At 58.1% G+C, this 19,944-nt stretch carries 19 protein-coding genes and 1 pseudogene; 8 read left to right on the top strand and 12 right to left on the bottom strand.

Going from position 1 to position 19,944, the window contains the following annotated elements; genetic code table 11:
- Positions 1-2: 2 nt before the first annotated feature.
- Positions 3-269 carry a DUF2061 domain-containing protein gene (locus ACF8YQ_RS16065; RefSeq protein WP_114433780.1) on the bottom strand — a complete coding sequence of 89 codons (267 nt, stop codon included), beginning with the start codon at positions 267-269 and terminating at the stop codon, positions 3-5.
- A 227-nt stretch (positions 270-496) separates the two neighbouring features.
- On the opposite strand from ACF8YQ_RS16065, the gene ACF8YQ_RS16060 reads away from it, so the two are divergent.
- The 5 genes and pseudogenes from ACF8YQ_RS16060 to ACF8YQ_RS16040 all read left to right on the top strand — a co-directional run bounded on the left by ACF8YQ_RS16060 (position 497) and on the right by ACF8YQ_RS16040 (position 4,792).
- Positions 497-970: a Dps family protein gene (locus ACF8YQ_RS16060; protein WP_222179550.1), complete on the top strand. Its 474-nt coding sequence runs from the start codon at positions 497-499 to the stop codon at positions 968-970.
- A gap of 156 nt (positions 971-1,126) precedes the next feature.
- Positions 1,127-2,119 (top strand): annotated as a pseudogene (locus tag ACF8YQ_RS16055) (choice-of-anchor I family protein); the annotation flags it as partial.
- A gap of 123 nt (positions 2,120-2,242) precedes the next feature.
- Positions 2,243-2,995 (top strand): choice-of-anchor I domain-containing protein, encoded by a 753-nt coding sequence (locus tag ACF8YQ_RS16050; protein WP_396623320.1) that lies wholly within the window; start codon positions 2,243-2,245, stop codon positions 2,993-2,995.
- A 177-nt stretch (positions 2,996-3,172) separates the two neighbouring features.
- Positions 3,173-3,799: a DUF2057 family protein gene (locus ACF8YQ_RS16045; protein ID WP_396621971.1), complete on the top strand. Its 627-nt coding sequence runs from the start codon at positions 3,173-3,175 to the stop codon at positions 3,797-3,799.
- Between the two features lie 33 nt (positions 3,800-3,832).
- A complete protein-coding gene (locus ACF8YQ_RS16040) occupies positions 3,833-4,792 on the top strand; it encodes a porin (RefSeq protein ID WP_396621970.1) in 960 nt (319 codons plus the stop codon).
- 92 nt (positions 4,793-4,884) lie between these two features.
- Here the strand turns inward: ACF8YQ_RS16040 and ACF8YQ_RS16035 are convergent, their stop codons facing one another.
- The 7 genes from ACF8YQ_RS16035 to ACF8YQ_RS16005 all read right to left on the bottom strand — a co-directional run bounded on the left by ACF8YQ_RS16035 (position 4,885) and on the right by ACF8YQ_RS16005 (position 12,263).
- Positions 4,885-6,009: an NAD(P)/FAD-dependent oxidoreductase gene (locus tag ACF8YQ_RS16035; protein WP_396621969.1), complete on the bottom strand. Its 1,125-nt coding sequence runs from the start codon at positions 6,007-6,009 to the stop codon at positions 4,885-4,887.
- The gene (locus tag ACF8YQ_RS16030) at positions 6,009-7,325 is read right to left on the bottom strand and encodes a class I SAM-dependent methyltransferase (protein ID WP_396621968.1); all 1,317 of its coding nucleotides are present in this window, start codon (positions 7,323-7,325) and stop codon (positions 6,009-6,011) included. The genes ACF8YQ_RS16035 and ACF8YQ_RS16030 overlap by 1 nt, the downstream gene beginning before the upstream one ends.
- Before the next feature lie 195 nt (positions 7,326-7,520).
- Complete coding sequence (locus ACF8YQ_RS16025; RefSeq protein WP_224850562.1) at positions 7,521-8,819, bottom strand: TRAP transporter large permease subunit; 1,299 nt, start codon at positions 8,817-8,819, stop codon at positions 7,521-7,523.
- Positions 8,816-9,361, bottom strand: coding sequence for a TRAP transporter small permease subunit (locus ACF8YQ_RS16020; RefSeq protein ID WP_023009564.1), 546 nt, complete (start codon positions 9,359-9,361; stop codon positions 8,816-8,818). The genes ACF8YQ_RS16025 and ACF8YQ_RS16020 overlap by 4 nt, the downstream gene beginning before the upstream one ends.
- Positions 9,362-9,465: 104 nt before the next feature.
- Positions 9,466-10,542: a TRAP transporter substrate-binding protein gene (locus ACF8YQ_RS16015; protein WP_396621967.1), complete on the bottom strand. Its 1,077-nt coding sequence runs from the start codon at positions 10,540-10,542 to the stop codon at positions 9,466-9,468.
- 139 nt (positions 10,543-10,681) lie between these two features.
- A complete protein-coding gene (locus ACF8YQ_RS16010; protein WP_224850563.1) occupies positions 10,682-11,140 on the bottom strand; it encodes an ATPase in 459 nt (152 codons plus the stop codon).
- A 52-nt stretch (positions 11,141-11,192) separates the two neighbouring features.
- Positions 11,193-12,263 (bottom strand): acyltransferase family protein, encoded by a 1,071-nt coding sequence (locus ACF8YQ_RS16005; protein WP_396621966.1) that lies wholly within the window; start codon positions 12,261-12,263, stop codon positions 11,193-11,195.
- A gap of 178 nt (positions 12,264-12,441) precedes the next feature.
- On the opposite strand from ACF8YQ_RS16005, the gene ACF8YQ_RS16000 reads away from it, so the two are divergent.
- Positions 12,442-13,509, top strand: coding sequence for a beta-N-acetylglucosaminidase domain-containing protein (locus ACF8YQ_RS16000; RefSeq protein ID WP_226595954.1), 1,068 nt, complete (start codon positions 12,442-12,444; stop codon positions 13,507-13,509).
- A 14-nt stretch (positions 13,510-13,523) separates the two neighbouring features.
- Here ACF8YQ_RS16000 and ACF8YQ_RS15995 read toward each other — a convergent pair whose 3' ends face one another.
- The 3 genes from ACF8YQ_RS15995 to ACF8YQ_RS15985 form a co-directional block, all read right to left on the bottom strand.
- On the bottom strand, positions 13,524-14,234 hold the full coding sequence (locus ACF8YQ_RS15995; RefSeq protein WP_226595953.1) for an SIMPL domain-containing protein: 711 nt from the start codon (positions 14,232-14,234) through the stop codon (positions 13,524-13,526).
- 95 nt (positions 14,235-14,329) lie between these two features.
- Positions 14,330-15,262, bottom strand: a complete 933-nt coding sequence (locus tag ACF8YQ_RS15990) for a ChaN family lipoprotein (RefSeq protein WP_396621965.1) — start codon at positions 15,260-15,262, stop codon at positions 14,330-14,332.
- Between the two features lie 91 nt (positions 15,263-15,353).
- On the bottom strand, positions 15,354-15,536 hold the full coding sequence (locus tag ACF8YQ_RS15985) for a hypothetical protein (RefSeq protein WP_011786883.1): 183 nt from the start codon (positions 15,534-15,536) through the stop codon (positions 15,354-15,356).
- Positions 15,537-15,663: 127 nt separating this feature from the next.
- Between ACF8YQ_RS15985 and dauA the strand changes: the two genes are divergently transcribed.
- Together dauA and ACF8YQ_RS15975 are read left to right on the top strand one after the other, a co-directional pair.
- Positions 15,664-17,400 carry a C4-dicarboxylic acid transporter DauA gene (gene dauA / locus ACF8YQ_RS15980; RefSeq protein ID WP_396621964.1) on the top strand — a complete coding sequence of 579 codons (1,737 nt, stop codon included), beginning with the start codon at positions 15,664-15,666 and terminating at the stop codon, positions 17,398-17,400.
- Positions 17,401-17,561: 161 nt separating this feature from the next.
- Positions 17,562-19,520: an ion channel DMI1 gene (locus ACF8YQ_RS15975; protein WP_396621963.1), complete on the top strand. Its 1,959-nt coding sequence runs from the start codon at positions 17,562-17,564 to the stop codon at positions 19,518-19,520.
- 24 nt (positions 19,521-19,544) lie between these two features.
- Here the strand turns inward: ACF8YQ_RS15975 and ACF8YQ_RS15970 are convergent, their stop codons facing one another.
- Positions 19,545-19,934, bottom strand: coding sequence for a CBS domain-containing protein (locus ACF8YQ_RS15970; protein WP_011786880.1), 390 nt, complete (start codon positions 19,932-19,934; stop codon positions 19,545-19,547).
- Positions 19,935-19,944 lie beyond the last annotated feature (10 nt).

The raw sequence follows: 19,944 nt of genomic DNA, 5'->3' as shown, positions 1-19,944 counted from the left end.
CATTAAAGCGTGTTCTGCCCTAGATTCATCGCATTGGCGGTTGTATTCCGCTGATGCCGTGCCCATATCTTCTCATGGAAGAAGTACGCAACGGTGTTGATGGCCGGTTCGACCATCGCGATCAGGCTACCGATCAGGATGTCACCGGTCAGCAGATACGCCACCGTGAACGCCACGGTAAAGTGGGTAATCGCGAAGGTGATTGTTTTCAGAAACGACTGGTCGCCCTTCGAGCTGTGATTGTGAACAAACAGTTTCAGGGTACTCATGGGGTCAGCTCCGCTTGGTAAATGCCTATGACTGTATTTAAGGACAAACGAGAATTGTTTCCAAATAGAAAGTGACATTTTTCTTGATAGGGTTCGGCTATGAGTTTTTCCTTGTTGGTATAAGTTTCTGCTATGAGCGGTATTGAATAACCAAACTTTCGTTCTGACACTGAGCTGTCTTACAGTGACAGTTAGACAAAACCCCAAAACGAATCAGGAGGTTCAACATGGGTAAGAACTTTATAGGTCTCGACACAGACAAAACCCAGAAGCTGGCAGATGCACTGAACGAACTGCTCTCGAATTACCAGATCTTCTACATGAATGTGCGTGGATATCACTGGAACATCAAGGGTGAGAACTTCTTTGAGCTGCACGCCAAGTTTGAAGAACTCTATGACGACCTGCTGCTCAAGATCGATGAAATTGCCGAGCGGGTGCTCACCCTGGGCCATCGTCCGGCTCATGCCTACAGCACCTACATCGAGAAATCCGAAGTACCGGAGCGCAAGGACGTGTCTGATGGCAAAGAAGCCGTAGGCAATATCGTTGAGAGTTTCGGCAAGCTCATCGCCAAGCAGCGCGGCCTGCTGAACCTGGCCGGTGAAGCAGAAGATGAAGGTACCGTGGCACTGATGAGTGACTACATCTCTCAGCAGGAAAAAACGGTATGGATGTACCGGAGCTACCTGGGCCAGTAAGTTCCGGCTGATGCTCCGACATTCCCCGGCCCGGTATTGGGCCGGGGAGCTGTCACAGAAACGTCACTGCCCTGTCACTTTCCTTTCCCGCGTTCGTCACGTCTGTCGCCTAGCCTTCTTTGCTCTTTCATCATCAAATAAGCAAAGGAGCCCGCTGTGCCCAAGACATCGCACCCATTCCAACTGTCATTGCTCGCTCTCGCTGTGAGCGCCGTGCTGGTATCCGGCTGTAATTCCTCGGACAACGATGATGACCTGGCAACGGAAGCTCAGGTCACTGGCCTGACGCTTGAATTCGCCGGTCGATACAGCACCGGGCAGTTTGATGAGTCTGCCGCGGAAATCACGGCGTTTGACCCTGCCAGTCGCAGGGCGTTTGTGGTTAATGCCTTGTCCGGGGCCGTGGATGTGCTGGATATGAGCGACCCGGCCAACCCAGCCAAAATCGACACGTTGACGGTTGCTGACATTGCCGCTGATGCGGTGGTTAACAGTGTGGCGGTGGCAAACGGGCTCGTTGCGGTTGCCGTCGAATCGAATCCGAAAACCGACGCCGGTTATGTCGCGGTGTTTGGGGCTGCGGACCTGCAACTGCGTGACAGTATCCTGGTAGGGGCGCAGCCCGATATGGTGACCTTTACGCCGGATGGGCAATATGTCCTGGCAGCAAACGAAGGCGAGCCAAGCGATGATTACCAGATCGATCCGGAAGGGTCGATCAGTGTAGTTGATGTTTCCAATCCGGAGAATCTCACGGTACGAACAGCCGATTTTCTGGCCTTCAACAGCCAGGAAGGCGCCCTGAAGGCATCGGGTGTTCGCAGATACGGCCCGGGGGCCACCGTGGCCCAGGATCTGGAACCGGAATATATCACCGTCAGTGCCGACAGCCGCACTGCCTGGGTCTCCTTGCAGGAAAACAACGCCCTGGCGAAGCTGGATGTCGGCGCGGCAACGGTCACCAGTATCTTACCCCTGGGGTTCAAGGATTACGGTGTTGAGGGGTAGGGTATTGATGCCTCGGACGATGACGGCGTCATCAATATCCAGAGATGGCCGGGTGTGGTGGGTATCTATCATCCTGATGCCATCGACAGTTACCAGGCAAATGGTGAAACCTTTATCGTGACGGCCAATGAGGGGGATGCCAGGGCCTGGGGTGAAGATAACGCCGACTACTGGAATGGCGACAGTTCCAGGGGGTTTGTCGAAGAGTTGCGGGTGAAACACCTGGTGCATCCGGATGGTTTTGCCCGCCGGATTGGTGACGACATGCCACCGCAACTGACTGCGCTGGCCGAAGGTGCGCTGTTGAATCCATCCGTCTTCGATTACTGCGGTGCCACAGCCGGTGCAGCCAATGCCTGTCGCGATGATGACCAGTTGGGAAGACTCAACATCAGTTGGGTGCAGGGTTACCGGGTTGATGAAAATGGTGCTCCTGTCATGTTCAACGCGTCGGGTGCAGAAGACCCGGACGGCACGCTTCTGATGTACGACCAGCTGTACTCCTACGGCACGCGTTCTCTGGCGATCTGGAATGAGGACGGTGAGCTGGTATGGGACTCCGGCGATGCGATCGAGCAGTTCCTGGCCAGTGAGGACTGTCGTCTGGGTACGGCTCGTTCTATTCCCTGCTCAGACCACTTCAACTCCGCCCATGACGAGGGCATGGCGTTCGATTCCCGGTCGGACGCCAAAGGTCCGGAACCTGAAACCGTGACCGTGGCGACGTTCGGCAATAAAACCTTTGCCTTCCTGGGCCTGGAGCGCATGGGCGGTATTCTGGTCTACGACGTAACGGACCCGGCCAGTCCGGTTCAGGTGGATTACCTGAACACCCGTGACGACTGGACCACTGTCGACACCGCTTCAGTACTCGAAACCGCAGGGGATCTGGGCGTGGAGAGCATCACTGTGGTGGCCGCCGATGACTCACCTACTGGTGAGCCGTTACTCATCACAGGCAACGAAGTCAGCGGCACCACGGCGATCTACCGTGTGAAACTCGAACTGACTGATTAATTCAGTTTCCGGAATAAAAAAGCCCCGTCTTCATGGCGGGGCTTTTTTGTGTCCGGGCCAAAAAAGTGTCCACAGGATCGTGTCATATAACCGAAACATATTATTAACAGTCCGTTAATAAATTCCCTCCATAGTGTCGTCTCAAGATTGCTGCCAACCACCGATTGGAAATAACGCGTGACGAGACTTGCCTGGACGACCTGTTTACTTGCCGCCTTGATGCCGTTGCCGGCTCTGGCAGACGTTCAGCTCACTCTGGGGCCCTGTGTGAAAGTGCAAGCCTTTCAGGGTAGCGAGCAGACCGCTGGCTCTGGCGAGTCAGTGACTCTCGCTGATGGTACCCAGCAGCTGGTCGTGGAGTGCACCGCTGAAATCGGCCGTGAAGAGGTGCTGGAAACCAGCGATGCCTTCGTGGTCCGTTTCGAGGCTGCTGAGACCGCGCTGACCCTGAACGCTCCGGAAATCGACTCGCGTAATCAAATGGACAGCTTCAATCAGCAGGGTAACTGGCAGCTGACTGATCGCCAGGGCCGTGAGGTGGCGTTTACCGCCGATGTGCTCGAAAAAGAGGGCTTTCAGCTGGTGCGGGACTATGCCCGTGAGCTGGCTGCCTATAACCGTGCAGGCTCTGTGGCGGCGGTGGCCGTACCGGAGCTGAAAACCAACCAGGACGGGTTGTTGCTGGATTCGCACGTCGATCCGGATCAGGAAATGGTCAGCAGGATGCTGCGCTACTGGTATCTGAAGGCTGACGAACAAACTCGAAAAGAGTGGGACAGCTGGGTTGATTCCAGTAACCAATAAACACCAAACCAAACTGAACGTGGAGTTCCGAAAATGAAGAAGCTTCTTCTGGCTGTTGCTGTGTCTACTGTTGCCGCAGGTTCTGTGAATGCTGCGACTATTTATGAGAAGGATGGTTTTACCTACAAACTGAACGGTGACTTCCAGGTGCAGTTCCGCCAGGCAACCGGCTTTGATGAGCGCGCCGAGGTTGAATACGACGATCTGGAGCTGAAAAACTACGTTGCCTACGATCTGGGCAATGACCTGACTGCCTTCGGTCGCCTGGACTTTGGTTTCAAGGATGCTGCCGAGAAGGACGAGAACGGCAGTAATCTGGAAGAAGCCTTCGTGGGCCTGAAGTACGGCGTGGCTTCATTCTCCTTCGGTAAGCAGAACTTTGCTACGGATGAGTTTGGCATTGAGCAAGCCATTGAAGTTGAAACCGTGGACGAAGACCGTTTCGAAGGTATCGCCACCGACGGTGATGATACCATCCGCGTCGATATCGAACTGGAAAACGTCTACATCGCAGCTTCCCACGAAATGAAGACCAACGACGGAGCTTCTGCCGGTATCGATGGTGAGTACTACGATCTGTTTGTTGCTACTGAACTGGCCGGTCTTGAACTGGCTGCGGCATACCAGCATGCGCGCGCCTACGGTTCTGCCGATTCCATGGATACCTGGGGTATCAGTGCTTCCTACGATTTCGGCTTCATGAATCTGGCCGCTGACTACAGCTCAACCGACAAAGACGACTTCGAAACCACCCAGTACAACCTGGCGGCTGTGTTTGCCGTTGCGGCCACCACCGACGTTGCGCTCGGTATGGGCAACAAGGAAGAAGATGACGCGGACGACGTTACCGAATGGTACGCCAACGTGACCTACAAGTTCCCGGCTGCCAAGAACGTCAGTGTGTTCGCTGAAATCGCCCAGAGCGACCTTGAGGATGACGCTGGTGATGATGCCGACATGGGCTTCCTGGCCGGTATGCGTGTGAAGTTCTAAGCACGTTCGCTACAGCGCCAGCCAGTTTTCGAACTCCAGGTTGGTGCAAGCGTAAAACAAAGGCCGGGCTATATCGCCCGGCCTTTGTCTATCTAAACCGCCACCTCCAGCGGCGGTACCTCCTGATGCAGGAACCATTTCTCCGTGACCACCTTGCGGGTAAACCAGTGCGAGCGCATCAGGGTGCTGGCGATGGGCTGTTTCAGCCACTCCGGCACTTCAAAGCCGGGTTGCTGGTCTGTGGCCCGGGTTCCGAAGCGTTCGGCAATGCGTTCACCATAGCTTTGCAGCGACAGTGCGGAATAATCCGGGGCGGCCTTGATCACATTGGCCGCCATCAGCGCCGATTCGATGGCGGGCCTAATGCCCTCGCCGCTCTGGGTATAGGCCAGGCCGGCCGCATCGCCAATCAGCAGCACGCCGTCATCCACCAGCAGCCGGTTGGCATGGGCATACAGTAGATAGGCGTGGCCTTTGAAGCGGCCAGGCAGGTCGGAAGGGATGCGGCCCGACTGTTTCATCTCCTCTACAAACGCTTGAAGATGATCGGACAACCGGTGGTTGTCCTCACGGCCCAGGCCAATGTTCAGGTAGCTGCCTTTCCGGAAAACCCAGGCGTAGCCCTTGAGATCCCGGCAGAACCAGAGCTCCGGCGTATCGCCGCGGGCTTCGCAGGCGCGGGCCTGCTCCGGTGTCATCTCGAACTCCACTTCCTTGGCGGCCACCACGGTTTCATGCTTGCCCGGGCCGTCGCCCAACAGCCGTGCTACCGGGCAGAAATGGCCTCCGGCACCCACCAGCAGCGGCGCCTGCCATTGATCGTTGATCACCCAGTTGCCGTTGTTCCGGTTGATGGACTTTACCGCCGTTGCCAGCTGCTTTTCACACTCTGCACGGTCCAGCAGGTAGGCGTCGAATTCGCAGCGACGAATACCGTAGCTGACAGTATCTCCGTGGTCGTTCTCCACCGCACTCTGCCCCATCATGCCGATCCGGAACCGGCGAATGGGTTGCAGTGTCCGGCCGACAGAGTACTTCCCTGGATCAATGTCCAGGCTGGCCATCACCGCCGGCGTGACCCAGCCGGCACAGGTCTTGTCACGGGGGAATGTTTGCTTGTCGATGATCAATACCCGTTTGCCGGAGTCCTCCAGAGCCCGGGCCAGGGTCGAGCCGGCAGGGCCGGCCCCCACGATAATGATGTCGTAGTATTCCATCAGACCCCCTCTGGCGTGGCTGGAAACGTGTAGAGTTCCTGCCGGCTCTGGGGCAGCTGGTTATTGTCGCCGTGGGTGAACACCACCTGGAACAACTGCAAAGAACCGGCCCGGAACGCGGCGATGGAACCGGCCAGATACAGTCGCCAGGCCCGGGTGAAATGTTCGTCGTACATCTCGGTGACCTGGTCCTGGTTGGCGGTGAAATTGTCCATCCAGTGGCTCAGGGTCTGGGCGTAGTGTAGCCGCAGGTTTTCCACATCCAGTACCGAGAAATCGCTGTGCTCGCAGATTTCCATGAACTCGCCAATGCTGGGCGGATAGGCGCCGGGGAAAATCCGCTTCTCGATCCAGGCATTCATCAGCATGGGCCGGTTGCGCCCGATGCTGTGGAGCAGGGCAATACCATCGGGTTTCAGGGAGCGCTTGATCAGTTCCGACAGGGCGGGGTAGTTGTCCTTGCCCACGTGTTCGAGCATGCCAATAGAGACGAACGCATCGTACTGGCCTTCAATGTTGCGGTAGTCATCTTCGACATAGGTAACCAGGTTATCCAGGCCTTGCCTCTCCGCTTCAGCCCGGGCGTAGGTCAGCTGTTCCCGCGAGATATTGTAGGAATGCACCTTTACCCCGTAGTTACGGGCCATGTATCGGGCCAGCCCGCCCCAGCCGCAGCCGGCTTCGACCACCGTCATGCCCGGTTTCAGCCGAAGCTTGCGGCAAACGTGTTCCAGTTTGGCCAGTTGAGCTTGTTCGAGGGTGTTGTCGGCCTGCTCGTAATAGGCGCAGGTGTACTGCATTTCGGCCTCATCCAGCCACAGTTGGTAAAACTCGTTGCCCAGGTCGTAGTGGTGGTGAATGTTCTCCTTGGCCTCGGCGATGCCGGTAGCACGCGGGTTGTGGTTGCGCCACAGGGCGTCCAGCCAGCGTGGCCATTTCTGGCGCGCAGCGTGGACGGCCCGGTACAGGCTCTCCATCAGATCGGGCAGATCGCCGTCGATTTCCAGTCGACCGGCGGCGTACAGGTCACCAAAGGCCAGATTCGGGTTGGCCACCAGGGCGTAGAGAGCCTTGTGGTCGGTCAGGTGCAGGGTGAAGCGGGCGTCCTGAACTTCCGGTTCTATGACATCGCCGTTCCAGAGCCGGAAACGAATGGGGGGAGAGCCGGCCATACGCATCAGTTTATGGATCAGCCAGCGTTCATAACTGTGGGGCTCGCGATCGGATTGACCGCGCTCCAAAGGCAGGCTGAGGACGTGGGCCCGGTGTTCTTCCTTGTTCGGAAACTCCGGTTTACGAGCGGTACTCTGTGCCATGGAATGCTCTCTCCTCTGATTCGTTATGGTCCGTGCAATCCCGAAAACTGAACTGAGAGTCGCGGCTTTTTGACTCAGTATAGAAAATGATCAGGTTTTGTCAGGTCGGCGGACTGAAGATTGAGGGGAAGAGCGGGGAAGTGGGCGGAGCCGGCTTGGGCCGGCTCCGCCAGAGTTACAGGGTTACCCGCGGGGCTAGTAGGTGGCGCTCATGCCGAACCATTCCGGGAAGATGACGATCAGCGCCAGCACCAGAATCTGGATCAGAATGAACGGAATAATGCCCTTGTAGATATCCGTGGTTCGGACGTTCGGTGGTGCCACCCCCTTGAGGTAGAACAATGAAAACCCGAATGGTGGTGTCAGGAAGCTGGTTTGCAGGTTCATGGCGATCAGGATGGCGAACCAGAGCATGTTGATGCCCATGGCCTCGGCCACCGGTGCCAGAATGGGCACGATGATGAAGGAAATCTCCACGAAATCGATGAAGAAGCCCAGCACCAGAATGACCACCATGGCCAGGATAATGAAGCCCCATTGTTCGCCGGGCAGCAGCATCAGCCACTCTTCCAGCAGATAATCGCCACCGGTATAGCTGAAGACCATGGAGAAGGCGGTCGCGCCGATCAGGATAGCGAACACCATGGCGGTCACGCTGACGGTGTCTTTGGCGGCATCCCAGACCATTTTGAACGAGAACTGGCGGTAGATGATCGCGAGAACCACCGCACCAACACCGCCCAGTGCCGAGGATTCCGTGGGAGTGGCGATGCCGGTGAAGATGGAGCCCAGCACAATCACGATCAACGCCAGTGGCGGAATAATCGCAAGCAGGGCATCCCGGATTTCCTTGCCCCGGCTGACCGATTCATCCTGGGCCGGCATGGCCGGTGCGGTTTCCGGCTTGAAACGTGTCAGGATCAGAATGTAGACAATGTACAGGCCAATCAGTACCACGCCGGGCATGACCGCAGCCTTGAACAGATCGCCCACGGGCAGGCCAAGGACGTCACCCAGAATGATCAGGATGATCGACGGCGGCACAATCTGGCCCAGGGTGCCCGAAGCGCAGATGGTGCCGGTGGCCAGGCGCTTGTCGTACTTGTGCGCGAGCATGACCGGAAGTGAAATCAGGCCCATAGCAACCACGCTGGCGCCGACAACGCCGGTGGAGGCAGCCAGCAGGGCACCGACCAGAATGGTGGAAATGGCAAGACCGCCGGGCAACCCGCCAAACAGCCGGCCCATGGAGGTCAGCAATTGTTCAGCCAGTTTGGTGCGTTGCAGTACCACACCCATGAAGATAAACAGAGGCACCGCCATCAACACGGTGTTCTGCATCACGCTCATGATCCGGAAGGGCATGAAGGCAAACAGGTCCATGCCTTCGGCATAGATGCCGAAAAACAGCGCCACGCCGCCAAAGGTGAAGGCCACCGGAAAACCGAACATCAGCATGACCAGCGCCACGCCGAACATAATCATACCGATCATGCCAGACCTCCTGCGCTGTGCTCACCTTCGTATTGCTTGTCACCGGCCATCACCCGGATGGCGTAGGTCACCATGTTCAAGCCGGCCGTTCCCATAAAGAAAGCACTGACCGGAATCACAGATTTGATCACCCAGCGATGGGGTAGGCCACCGGGGTCGCCGCTGCCTTCGCCCATCTGGTACGCATCCATCGCGTAGCTGTAGCCATAGGTGGCAATCAGGTAGGCGAACGGAATAACAAAAAGAACGGCGCCTATCAGGTTAATCCAGGCTTTGCGCTTCTGGCTCCAGTTGGTATAGAACACGTCCACACGGACATGACCATCGGTGCGCAGGGCATAGGGAATGCCAAGCAGGAAGACGACTGAATAAAGGTGCCATTCCATTTCCTGCATGGCGATGGACACATCGTTGAAAGCATAACGTGCGACGACGTCATAGAAGACGTTGGCGGCCATCAGGATCATGGCCACACAGGCGATCCAGCCGCAGAGTTTGGAGAGCCAGGCCAGGCCCTCGTCCAGTCGGATAATCCAGCGCATCGAACTTCTTCCTCCGCAGAGCGGATTTTCTGATTCTCGGAAATGAAAAAGCCGGGATCACCTCAAAGAGCGATCCCGGCTCTGTTTCTGCATGGTTGTTCAGTTTACTCGACTTCGGCCATGGTGTTGAGGTATGCCCGCTCGGAAATATCGGTGTAGGCACGGCTCTGAGCCTGATACTTCAACTGAGAGTCGATGATTTTCGCGGCCATTTCACTGTTTTCGGCAGCTTCATCCAGAAGCTTTTTGTTGGCGTCGTACATGGCCTGGAAGATGTCATCCGGGAACTGTTTGACCTGAACATTCGGATATTCTTCCTTGATGTTGGCCCAGGCTTCAGCGTTGGCGTGCTGGGAGTGAACCAGCATGTCGTAGGAGGCGGTGCGCATGGCTACCCGCATGATCTCCTGAAGATCCGCCGGCAGGCGCTCCCAAACGCGCTTGTTGATCAGGAACTGCAGCTCGGTTGCCGGCTCGTGCCAGCCAGTGTAGTAGTAGTCGGCAATCTGCTGGAACCCAAGACGCAGATCCAGTGCCGGGCCTACCCACTCAACGGCGTCGATGGTGTTACGCTCCAGGGCGGTGTAAAGCTCGCCCGGGGCAATGTTGGTGGGGTTAACGCCAACCTCCGCAAACACCTCGCCGGCGAAGCCCGGTATGCGCATTTTCAGGCCTTTCAGGTCGTCCAGGGATTTGATTTCCTTACGGAACCAGCCGCCCATCTGTACGCCGGTGTTACCGCCAGGGAACGACAGCATGTTGTGAGGCTCGTACACTTCCTGCATCAGTTCCATGCCACCGCCGTGATAGAACCAGGCATACTGCTCCATGGCGTTCATGCCGAACGGCATGCTGGTGAAGAACAGGGTTTCCGGCACCTTGCCTTTCCAGTAATAGGAGGCGGAGTGACCCATGTCGTACTGACCGGCCTTGACCATGTCGAAGACGCCCAGCGGGGCCTTGTGCTTGTTGGCTGAGTCGATGCGGACGGTCAGTCGGCCATCAGACATCTTGTTAACGGTTTCAGCGAAGCGTTTGGTGGTGTCACCGAAAATGGGGAAGTTGGGGCCCCAGGTTTCTGCCAGTCGCAGGGTGAACTTGTCTTGGGCGAGCGCCTGGGTGGCGGCAAAGGTAGTTGCCACAGCCAGCACAGCCGCGGAAAGAACAGAACGGATCTTCATTGCTCTTCTAACCTCTTGTCATTGTTGTAGTAGAGCCCGGCCCCTTGTGGGGTCCGGAACTCAAGAGTGTAGTTCAGATTAGCAACTATGGCGGGTGGGCTGCAGCAAAAATTTGCCGGACTACGACATTGGTCTAACGTTAAACGTCGTTCATTCGGCCGATCTGGCTGGCCAGGCGCATGGCCTCATGCTCCTCCAGGGATTTCAGATCCTCCAGCAGGGATTTGGCCTCGGGAATCTCGGCTTTACCGATCAGAGCGTCGTACAGGTCCATTACCTGATCGTGGAAATCAAAGATCTCCCGGGCGATCCCGTCAAAATCCAGATCGTTATAACGGGTATCGCAGGTGCGGTTCTTCTCGATCGGTTTGTGCACGCCATAATCGTACAGGCGGGTGCTCATCGCTTTCGGGTCGGCCTGTTTCTCATATTCGGCAACGGCCTTCTCCAACAGTGCCTCATGGGAACTGATGTAGTCGAGCAAGGCGCTGGCGCGTTCGTTCTGATTTTTCTGGGCCGATTCGTGCAGGCAGCGGGCAAGGTGGGCGTGGAGCTGGCGTGTCCAGTCAATCAGGTCTGCGAAGGTCTTGATTTCCATGGCATCTTACTCTTGTCAGGCAATGGGTTTCAGGTTTTTTGTTGTGTTCAGTCTAGTCAAGATTTTCCGCTTTTTTCGGCACCGGGGCGTTGATCAACGTCAGTCCGGTGTCCGGTGCGGCACGTTTCCGCCACTGCCGGAACCAGCGCAGAGCGGGTTTTTCGATACCGTAATGCAGGGCTGCCGCCAGACCAATCGCGACGGCCAGGGCCATCATCACACCAAGTTGGCCGGGTAGTCCGGCTTTGTAGGCCAGATCAATCACGCCATAACCAATGTTCTGGTGCACCAGGTACAGGGTGTAGGAAATGCTGCCCAGCCAGAGCATTCCCGGCCGTGCCAGAACGTTGAGATAGCCGGCTACGGCCAGCCCGAAAACGCCATAACAGCCGAGCACAAAGAGGTTGAACGGCGCTTTGTAAGCGACCAGGCAGTGGCCGATGGTGAGTGCCAGCAGTGCCAGATCCGACGCCGGCAGGCGATGGTAGCGGTGCCAGCGGTAGATCAGCATGCCGCTGATGAACAGGGGCGCGTAGCGGGTAAACAACAGGTCTTTGATCAGGAATTCCAGCCCGTCGGGAATGGCTGTCCACCAGACCACTGCCGCGTAGCTGGTCAGAGTCCAGGCCCAGAGTATTGGCCGCATACGCTGCCAGCTCCCCAGCCCGTAGAACAGCAAGGCAATCCAGAAATAGAACGTGGCCTCGATCACCAGGCTCCAGTAGGCGCCATCGACATGGGGATGGCCCAGGTATTCGTGCAGCAGGGTAATGTTCAATAGCGCCGAGCCCAGACTCACCATGCGGTCAGCCGGCCCCATCAGTTGAACGGCGATCCAGGTCAGGGCAATGCCGGCCCAGAGTGCCGGCAGCAGGCGGACGGCCCGGGCCAACCCGAACCAACCGGCGCTGCGGGTGCGCTCCAGGGTCATGAAGATGACGAAGCCGCTCAGGATAAAGAACAGGTGAACCCCATAGCGCCCGAAACCGAGGACGTCCGGTATGCCGAAACCGTGGCCGTAGAGTTTGTCGTAGTAGGGCAGGTAGTGGAACAGCACCACACCCAGGGCTGCGATGCCTCGAAGCGCGTCCAGTGCGGGCAGTCGGTCTTGACCTTTGGGCATGAAGGCAGTGCTCCTGAAAACTCAGCATTTTACCGGATCGTTTATTCTAGGCAGGTTGTGAGAGTAGCGGCTAGGATCTAATCATACGGTATGCTTGCTGAGAGCTGACGATCCCGTCATCAAGGCGGCTGTTCCGGTATAGTATTCGCTTGGATGGCAGACAGGGAGCGACAGGATTATGACAGTGGAACTGGGAATTATTGAAGGATTTTACGGGCCCCTGTGGACCTGGTCCGAGCGGCGCCAGCTGGTCAATACCCTGCTTACCCATGGCTACGGCTTCTATCTGTATGCCCCCAAGGCGGATCCCTACCTGCGACGTCGCTGGCAGGAACCACACCCTCCGGAGCAGGCTGAGGCACTGGCGGACTTTGCCAGATTCTGCCGTCGTGAAGGTGTGCGCTTTGGTATCGGGCTGAGCCCGTTCGAGATCTTCAATAACTTCGATGAGGCGGCCCGGGAGGCCCTGGCGAAGAAACTGAAAATGCTGGATCGCCTTGGTATTCAGGAGCTGGCCATTCTGTTTGATGATATGCACCCGGACACCCCGGACCTGGCCCGCACCCAGGCACAGATTGTGGACTGGGTAAAAGCCAACACCAGTGCCGCCAAACTCAGCGTGTGTCCTACCTACTACTCCGATGACCCGGTGCTGGACCGGGTGTTTGGGCAGCGGCCGGCGGATTATCTGGAAACCCTGGGTGCGGAACTGGACCGTGAGGTGAGAATTTTCTGGACCGGGGAAGAGGTCTGCTCCCGGGAAATCTCCCCGGGCCATCTCAAACGTGTCAGCAAGTTACTGGGGCGCAAGCCACTGCTCTGGGATAATTACCCGGTGAACGATGGCGACCGCATGTCCCGGCACCTGCATCTGCGTGGTTTCACCGGCCGCCCTGCCGGCAATGCCGCCTACCTTGCCGGCCACGCCATCAATCCGGCACTGCAACCGGTGCTGACCACCATCCCGGCGATCACGCTGGCGGAATGTTATCGCCAGGGCCCGGATTACCAGTATAGTCAGGCGTTTTTGCACGCGGCGCGGGAAGTGCTGGGACTGGAGCTGGCGGAGCAGCTGCACAAGGATTTACTGACCCTGCAGGACACCGGGCTGGCACGCATCAGCGATGAGAAAAAGCAGGCGCTGATGCACACCTACGACGCCTTTGATCACCCGGCGGCCCACGAGATTCTGCGCTGGCTGGCCGGAGACTATCAGGTGACCGACGAGATGGTGGCCACCCAGTAGGTACCTGTTTTCGATTACTGCAGGTAATAATCGAAGGTGGATACCACCCGCACGGTTTTCACCGGTTGCTGCTGCTCTGATATGCCCGGGGCCTGATCCCGTGCCAGAATCTGGAACACCCCCTGATTGGCCCGGCGCAGCCCGCCAAGTTCAGCCTCGGCATCCCGAGCGAACTGTTGGGCGGATTCACGGGCCGCTGCTGTGGCCTCGGCGATCATGGCCGGTTTGATATCGTTCAGGCCGTTGAACAGGTAAGTGGGGCCGCTCGGGCCGTAGTCCGAGGACAACACTACGCCGGAATCCACCAGCTCGCTGACATTCTGTGCCGCCTGCCGGATGCGGTCGATATCGGTGCTGCGCACCATCAGGGTCTGGTTGATGATGTACTGTTGCTCGTTGTTATTGCCGGCGTAGGGATTGGCCCGGGTGTCGGTTACATCCAGGCGCTGGAGTTCAACCGCAGACTGGTCAATGGCCTGCAGTTTCAGGAACGCCATGATGGCTTCCCGGCTGCTTCGGGCTTTGTTCTGGGCCTCGTCAAGTGTGCTAGCGGTGGCAACAAAGCGGATGGGCCAGAGCGCCAGGTCTGCCTGCACCTCCCGTTCGGCCATGCCCTTGACCGTTACGAAGCGGTCGGCCGTGCGCAGTCCCATCAAGCCCTGGCTCAGCAGGGAGGCGGCAACAATGGCGCACAGGCCAATAATCAGTGCAGAGACAACTTTCATGGCTTACTCCTTGCGGTTCGGAAAACGTCCTGATGTCTGCGCAGGTTAACGGGAACCGGGGCTGCTGGGAAGGTGCGCCTTACGCGCCACGTTGGTCACTGGCAGCGGGTGCCAGAGTGGCGGCTGAAGCGTTCCTGCATGGCGCTACGCTGCCGTTCTGCATCCCGGTATTCCGGAGGCAGGGGCAGAATAAAGTAAAGGTAGTCACCCTTGTGACGGTTTGCTGCCACCGGCATCGCCTGTTCCGGGGGCGACCATTCAACCGGTGAGAGCACTGCAATGCTCAGCTCTGGTGCCCGCTGCTCAAGGACCGCAACGGTACCGAGCCGCTGTTCGCTGTGGAAGGTGCCGGTGGTGTGCAAAACCTGATGTCCGGGGTGTTCATTCAATGCAGTCAGTATCCGCTCGGCCATGGTGTTGTCCCGCAACAGCTGGGCCTGATAGGTGCTCAGCAGGCGCCCGGTCAGTTCTGTCTGTTCCGCACCGTGGCTGCCGGCAATGGCGTCGACGAATTTGTCACGGTAGTCCGGGGTATCCAGGAAGGCCTGTTCGGGCAGGGCGGCGCGTTGTGCTTCTGGAAGGCGTTGCAGATAGTCCATCCCCTCACGGCCGACACAGCGCACGATATCTGCCGGGGCGTTGGCCGCGATAACCGGCAACTGGTGTTCGCGGGCAAATTCCACCAGGGGCCGGTAGGAGCCTTTGTAGTTCTCCCAGGCGCCCGCGTCTTCGATCATTTCCGTTTCGCCGGTTTGTCCGGCCAGGTAGGCATCCAGGGCATCCTGGTGGTTCAGGTTGAACTGCTCCATGGTCAGGATCTGCCGGGGGTTGTGCCGGTACAGCGCCTGTTGGAGGTGGGCCTGCAACAGGTGCGAGGCATGGTGGCCGTGGTATTCCCCCGTCACCACCACATCGGTGTCTGCCAATTGCCGGGCCAGCTCTGCGACCGTGAGGATATCGCCGGTGTCGGCGTCGACGATCACGGCATCGTACTGGCTGACGGGCGCGGGCCGGTTCTCTGTGCGCATGACTGTGCATCCTGTGAAGGCGGCAACGGTTACAAGCGTCAGGACAAAGCGGGTGGCGTAAGCTTTCATATCCGATTGTACGTTGCCGGAGTCAGTCAGTTTTCTGGCCGCTGTGCTCGCGCCAGTCTGGCCCGAGCCGCTCTTCCACATATTCACGAATGAACTGACGCACCTTCTGGGAGGGAGTCACGTCCTCCTGCTTGCAAAGGGCCTCGAAAACTTTCTTCTTTTCAGGGTCAATCAACAGGGTCAGCCGGGCAGTTCGGTTTTCCATGGTGTTTCTGGTTCTCAACAGGTTCAGCGAAGATAGTTACAGACTAGAATGTTAATCATATTAACATTGAGTGTACAGACGATGAGCATATAATGTAACCAAATGCCTGGCCTGAGAGAGTCTGTTCATGCCCCATCGCGCCCATCTCTTTTCTCTTCGTACCGCTCACGCCGTTCGCGAGGCCTGCGTTGATGAACCCTACAGCAGCGGGCGCTTTTTCAAAGACCTGATGGCTGGCGCCACGGTTGGCATCATTGCCATTCCGCTGGCGATGGCGCTGGCGATTGCCTCCGGGGTTGCGCCGCAGTATGGCCTTTATACCGCTATCATAGCCGGTTTTCTGATTGCCCTGTTTGGCGGCAGCCGCTACAGCATTTCCGGACCAACGGCCGCTTTTGTCGTGATTCTCTATCCGATCGCCCAGAGCTATGGCCTGGGTGGCTTGCTGCTGGCTACGCTGATGTCCGGTGTGTTGCTGGTGATTATGGCGGTGATGCGCCTGGGCCGCTTTATTGAGTATATCCCCGAATCCGTCACTCTGGGATTCACCGGTGGCATTGCCGTGGTGATTGCCACCTTGCAGGTGAAGGACTTCTTCGGGCTCTCCATTGACGCGATGCCGGAGCATTACTGGGACAAGCTGGCGGTCCTGGGCCAGCAACTACCGGCGCTGGATGGGCTGAGCACGCTGGTGGCAGTGGTCACCCTGGCGGTGATGCTGCTCTGGCCAAGGCTGAAAACCCCGGTGCCGCCTCATCTGCCGGCGGTGATTGTCGGCAGTCTGCTGGCGTTGTGGCTGAATGCCGGTGGTGCAACTATTGAGACCGTGGGCTCACGCTTCAGTTACCTGCTTCCTGATGGCAGCACCGGCGCTGGCATACCTCCGTTTTTGCCGGAATTCGCCTGGCCCTGGCAGCAGGCCGGGGCGGATGGACAATCCCTTGGCCTGTCCTGGGACCTGTTCCGGGAGCTGATTCCGGCCGCCTTCGCCATCGCCATGCTGGGGGCCATCGAATCCCTCCTCTGTGCGGTGGTGCTGGATGGCATGACCGGTAAACGCCACAGTGCCAACAGTGAGCTGATGGGGCAGGGCATTGGCAATATTGTGGTGCCGTTCTTTGGTGGTATCACGGCCACCGCCGCTATTGCCCGGTCTGCCGCCAATTACCGGGCCGGCGCTGAATCGCCGGTGGCTGCGATGATTCATGCGCTGGTGGTGCTGCTGGCGCTGGTCTCCCTGGCCGGCATCCTTGCCTATCTGCCCATGCCGGCCATGGCCGCGTTGCTGGTGATGGTGGCCTGGAACATGAGTGAGGCGCCGAAAGCCGTGCACCTGCTGAGAACCGCGCCCCGCAGCGACATCCTGGTTTTCCTGACCTGCTTCGGCCTGACCGTGGCCCTGGATATGGTAATTGCCATCACCACCGGGGTGTTACTGGCCGCTGTGCTGTTCATGCGGGAAATGGCACAAATGACCAGGGTGACAGACATTACCGGCAACAAACGAGTGCAGCAGGTTGGAGTGCCGGAGGGTTGGCAGGTGTTCAAGATCAATGGTCCGCTTTTTTTCGCAGCCGCTGACCGCATCTTCGGCGAGCTGGCAGACTTGTCCCAGCAGGCTAAGGGCCTGGTGCTGTATATGGACGGCGTGACCATTCTCGATGCCGGCGGCCTGGCGGCGTTGAACAAGCTGATCGCCAGTTGCCGGAAAACCGGTACCCGCATTGTAATGGCCGACTTACAGTTCCAGCCGTTGAGAACCCTGGCCCGCGCTGGTGTAAAACCGGAGCCCGGAGTGAGCTATTTCTACCCGACTCTGGAGGCGGCGCTGGCTGAGTTGTCAGAGATGGACTGGCAGACCTAAAAAAACGGGCAGTTGGCATAACACGCCAGTGATCAACATAAGAATGCCTGAAGGCCGCATCATGTCAGGGCTAACCTTCCGGGACTGTTTGAACTATCCTAGGCGACAGAACCAGAAACCGGCAAACCGTTTGCCGCAGGAACGACGCTATAAGGGACCGAATGCTGCCATTTCGAATTATCGACCGGATCAAGTTCATTGTGGAGCGCCAGCTGGTCAAGGGGGCTGGTTTTCAGCTGCTGGTGGTTGGTGGCTTTATTGCGCTGATATCGCTGATTGGCGGTCTGCTGGTAGTGCTGCCCCAGGCCGGCGAGTTTGAAAGTGCCGGGCATGCCATCTGGTGGGCATTTTTGCGCCTGACCGATCCGGGTTACCTGGGAGACGATGTGGGCACCTGGCAACGCATTGTCTCTACTTTGCTGACGATAATGGGCTACGTGGTGTTCATGGGTACCCTGGTGGCCATTCTTACCCGTTGGCTGATTGCCAAGATGGAAGACCTGGAGCGGGGTCTTACCCCGGTGACTCTGAAGAACCATATCGTCGTGCTGGGCTGGACTGCCCAGACGCCGCCGCTGGTATCGGAACTGTTCGGCTCGTCCGGTCGTATGGCCCGGTTTCTGGAAAAGCATGACACACAGAAGTTGCGCCTGGTGTTGCTGGCGGAAGAGGCCAGTGCCGAGCATTTGCACGAACTGATTCGGGAGCCCGGTATTGGCCGGCGTGCCCGGGAAGTGATTCTGCGCAGTGGCTCAGCCATTCAGCCGGAAGCCTTGCATCGGGTTGCCTGCCTGGATGCGGCTGCGGTGATTGTGCCCAGCCAGGTGCACGAGGGGGGCTCGCTGGTAACCTCCGATGTTGAAACCGTGAAGGCGCTGTTGTCCATCGCCGCCCAGGCCAGGCACTACAACGCCCGGCTGCCCTTTGTGGTGGCTGAAATTCAGGACATGCGTAAACTGCCCGTTATCGAGCGGGCCTACCCCGGGGCCGTGGAAGTGGTGGCCGGTGATGCCACCATCAGCAGGTTGATGGTTCAGAACGTCATCCACCCGAACCTTTCCGAGGTCTACAACGAGTTGCTGACCGCCGGTGAAGGCAACGAGATTTTCGTGCGTGGGGGAGAAACCGCTGAAGGCCTGACCTTGGCAGAGCTGGCAAGCCAGCGGCCCAATGCGATTGTCCTGGGTTTGTTGCATCCAAACCCGAGCGGGGGCTGGCAGGTCAATCTGTTGGCAGATTCCGGCACGGTCATCCGCAACGAAGACCGGGTTGTGCTTCTGGCCCGGGATTACCAGCATACCGTGGCCGTGCCAAAGGCGGCGACGTTGCCGAAGCTGGAGCGAAGACAAAATCAGGCCCTGCCAGAGCCGGTTCCAGGTGTCCACCGGGTGCTGGTACTGGGCTGGAACCGCAGGGTGCCGACCATGGCGGCCGAGTTTGCCAGCTATGGCAGTCGGGTTTTTGAACTCGATCTGGTGTCGGCGATTCCGTTGGATGACCGGAATCGGGAAATGCAGCGTTACGGCGTTGACCTGTCGAAAGTAAACGGTCGCCTGCTGGAAGCCGACTACATGGTGGAAGAGGACCTTCGACGCCTTGATCCAGCCGGATACGACACAGTGATGTTGCTCAGCAGTGATCGAGTTGGCTCCGGAGAGGAAGCCGATGCCCGTGCCATGGTGGGCTATCTCCAGTTGGAAGATGTTCTGTCGGCCGCCCCCAGGCGACCGCAGATTATTATGGAACTGAGTGACCCGGACAACCGCCATCTGTTGTACGGCCACAAGAGCGAGATGCTGATCAGCCCGATGATCCTCAGTCATGTACTGGCTCAGGTGGCCCTGCGGCGAGAACTGCGGGTGGTGCTGGATGAACTGTTCACGGAGGGTGGGGCAGAAATCCAGTTCCGGAACCCCCACGACTACCCGTTGCCGGCCAGCGCGGATTTCCAGGTGCTGGAAAAGATTGTGGCGGAGCGCGGGGAAATTGCCCTGGGTGTTTATCGGGCCGGAGCGGATGAACGCGGGCGCCATTTGCAGATGAATCCGCCCCGGAGCCAGTACCTGGATCTGCGCGATGGCGATCAGCTGTTGGTGCTTTGCCTGGGGTCGGAAAACTGAGTCGGCGCCCCGGGGCCGGTGTTTCTAGTCGACGGTATCCAATAGTGCCTGCATGATGTCGTCCATGACCACGAACCCGGAAATGTCGTTGTCACACAGCACCAGCAGGCGTTTAACCCGATACTCGGTCATCAGTCTGGCCGCGTATTTCAGCGCCAGGTTCTCACCTACGCTGATCACCGGTTTGGCGCACACATCGTAGACGTTCAGCAAATCGATGTCGCCATCCTCCGAGATGACGGACTTGAGAATATTGGTATAGGTAATCAGCCCCCAGGCATCGTGCTCATTCTGGCGCTCCACCACCAGGGATTTCACATTGTGCCGCTTCATCAGGGACAGCGCCTCGCGAATGGTAGCGAAGGGCGAAATCCTGATGATGTCGGTGACCATCACGTCTTTGACCAGTTTCATTGTCTGTGCT

It is taken from the genome of Marinobacter sp. W-8 (genome assembly GCF_044342215.1).
GTDB classification, from domain to species: Bacteria; Pseudomonadota; Gammaproteobacteria; order Pseudomonadales; family Oleiphilaceae; genus Marinobacter; species Marinobacter nauticus.
Note: the sequence above shows the minus strand (reverse complement) of the source record. Positions and strands in the feature narration are given on the sequence as shown.

What these genes read in the sequence shown, in the direction of transcription:
- dauA (WP_396621964.1), top strand. Translation starts at nt 15,664, where the DNA reads ATGCCCCATCGCGCCCATCTCTTTTCTCTTCGTACCGCTCACGCCGTT.
- ACF8YQ_RS15985 (WP_011786883.1), bottom strand. Translation starts at nt 15,536, where the DNA reads ATGGAAAACCGAACTGCCCGGCTGACCCTGTTGATTGACCCTGAAAAG.
- ACF8YQ_RS16060 (WP_222179550.1), top strand. Translation starts at nt 497, where the DNA reads ATGGGTAAGAACTTTATAGGTCTCGACACAGACAAAACCCAGAAGCTG.
- ACF8YQ_RS16000 (WP_226595954.1), top strand. Translation starts at nt 12,442, where the DNA reads ATGACAGTGGAACTGGGAATTATTGAAGGATTTTACGGGCCCCTGTGG.
- ACF8YQ_RS16050 (WP_396623320.1), top strand. Translation starts at nt 2,243, where the DNA reads ATGCCACCGCAACTGACTGCGCTGGCCGAAGGTGCGCTGTTGAATCCA.
- ACF8YQ_RS15990 (WP_396621965.1), bottom strand. Translation starts at nt 15,262, where the DNA reads ATGCGCACAGAGAACCGGCCCGCGCCCGTCAGCCAGTACGATGCCGTG.
- ACF8YQ_RS16065 (WP_114433780.1), bottom strand. Translation starts at nt 269, where the DNA reads ATGAGTACCCTGAAACTGTTTGTTCACAATCACAGCTCGAAGGGCGAC.
- ACF8YQ_RS16035 (WP_396621969.1), bottom strand. Translation starts at nt 6,009, where the DNA reads ATGGAATACTACGACATCATTATCGTGGGGGCCGGCCCTGCCGGCTCG.
- ACF8YQ_RS16030 (WP_396621968.1), bottom strand. Translation starts at nt 7,325, where the DNA reads ATGGCACAGAGTACCGCTCGTAAACCGGAGTTTCCGAACAAGGAAGAA.
- ACF8YQ_RS16010 (WP_224850563.1), bottom strand. Translation starts at nt 11,140, where the DNA reads ATGGAAATCAAGACCTTCGCAGACCTGATTGACTGGACACGCCAGCTC.
- ACF8YQ_RS15970 (WP_011786880.1), bottom strand. Translation starts at nt 19,934, where the DNA reads ATGAAACTGGTCAAAGACGTGATGGTCACCGACATCATCAGGATTTCG.
- ACF8YQ_RS15975 (WP_396621963.1), top strand. Translation starts at nt 17,562, where the DNA reads ATGCTGCCATTTCGAATTATCGACCGGATCAAGTTCATTGTGGAGCGC.
- ACF8YQ_RS16020 (WP_023009564.1), bottom strand. Translation starts at nt 9,361, where the DNA reads ATGCGCTGGATTATCCGACTGGACGAGGGCCTGGCCTGGCTCTCCAAA.
- ACF8YQ_RS16025 (WP_224850562.1), bottom strand. Translation starts at nt 8,819, where the DNA reads ATGATCGGTATGATTATGTTCGGCGTGGCGCTGGTCATGCTGATGTTC.
- ACF8YQ_RS15995 (WP_226595953.1), bottom strand. Translation starts at nt 14,234, where the DNA reads ATGAAAGTTGTCTCTGCACTGATTATTGGCCTGTGCGCCATTGTTGCC.
- ACF8YQ_RS16015 (WP_396621967.1), bottom strand. Translation starts at nt 10,542, where the DNA reads ATGAAGATCCGTTCTGTTCTTTCCGCGGCTGTGCTGGCTGTGGCAACT.
- ACF8YQ_RS16040 (WP_396621970.1), top strand. Translation starts at nt 3,833, where the DNA reads ATGAAGAAGCTTCTTCTGGCTGTTGCTGTGTCTACTGTTGCCGCAGGT.
- ACF8YQ_RS16005 (WP_396621966.1), bottom strand. Translation starts at nt 12,263, where the DNA reads ATGCCCAAAGGTCAAGACCGACTGCCCGCACTGGACGCGCTTCGAGGC.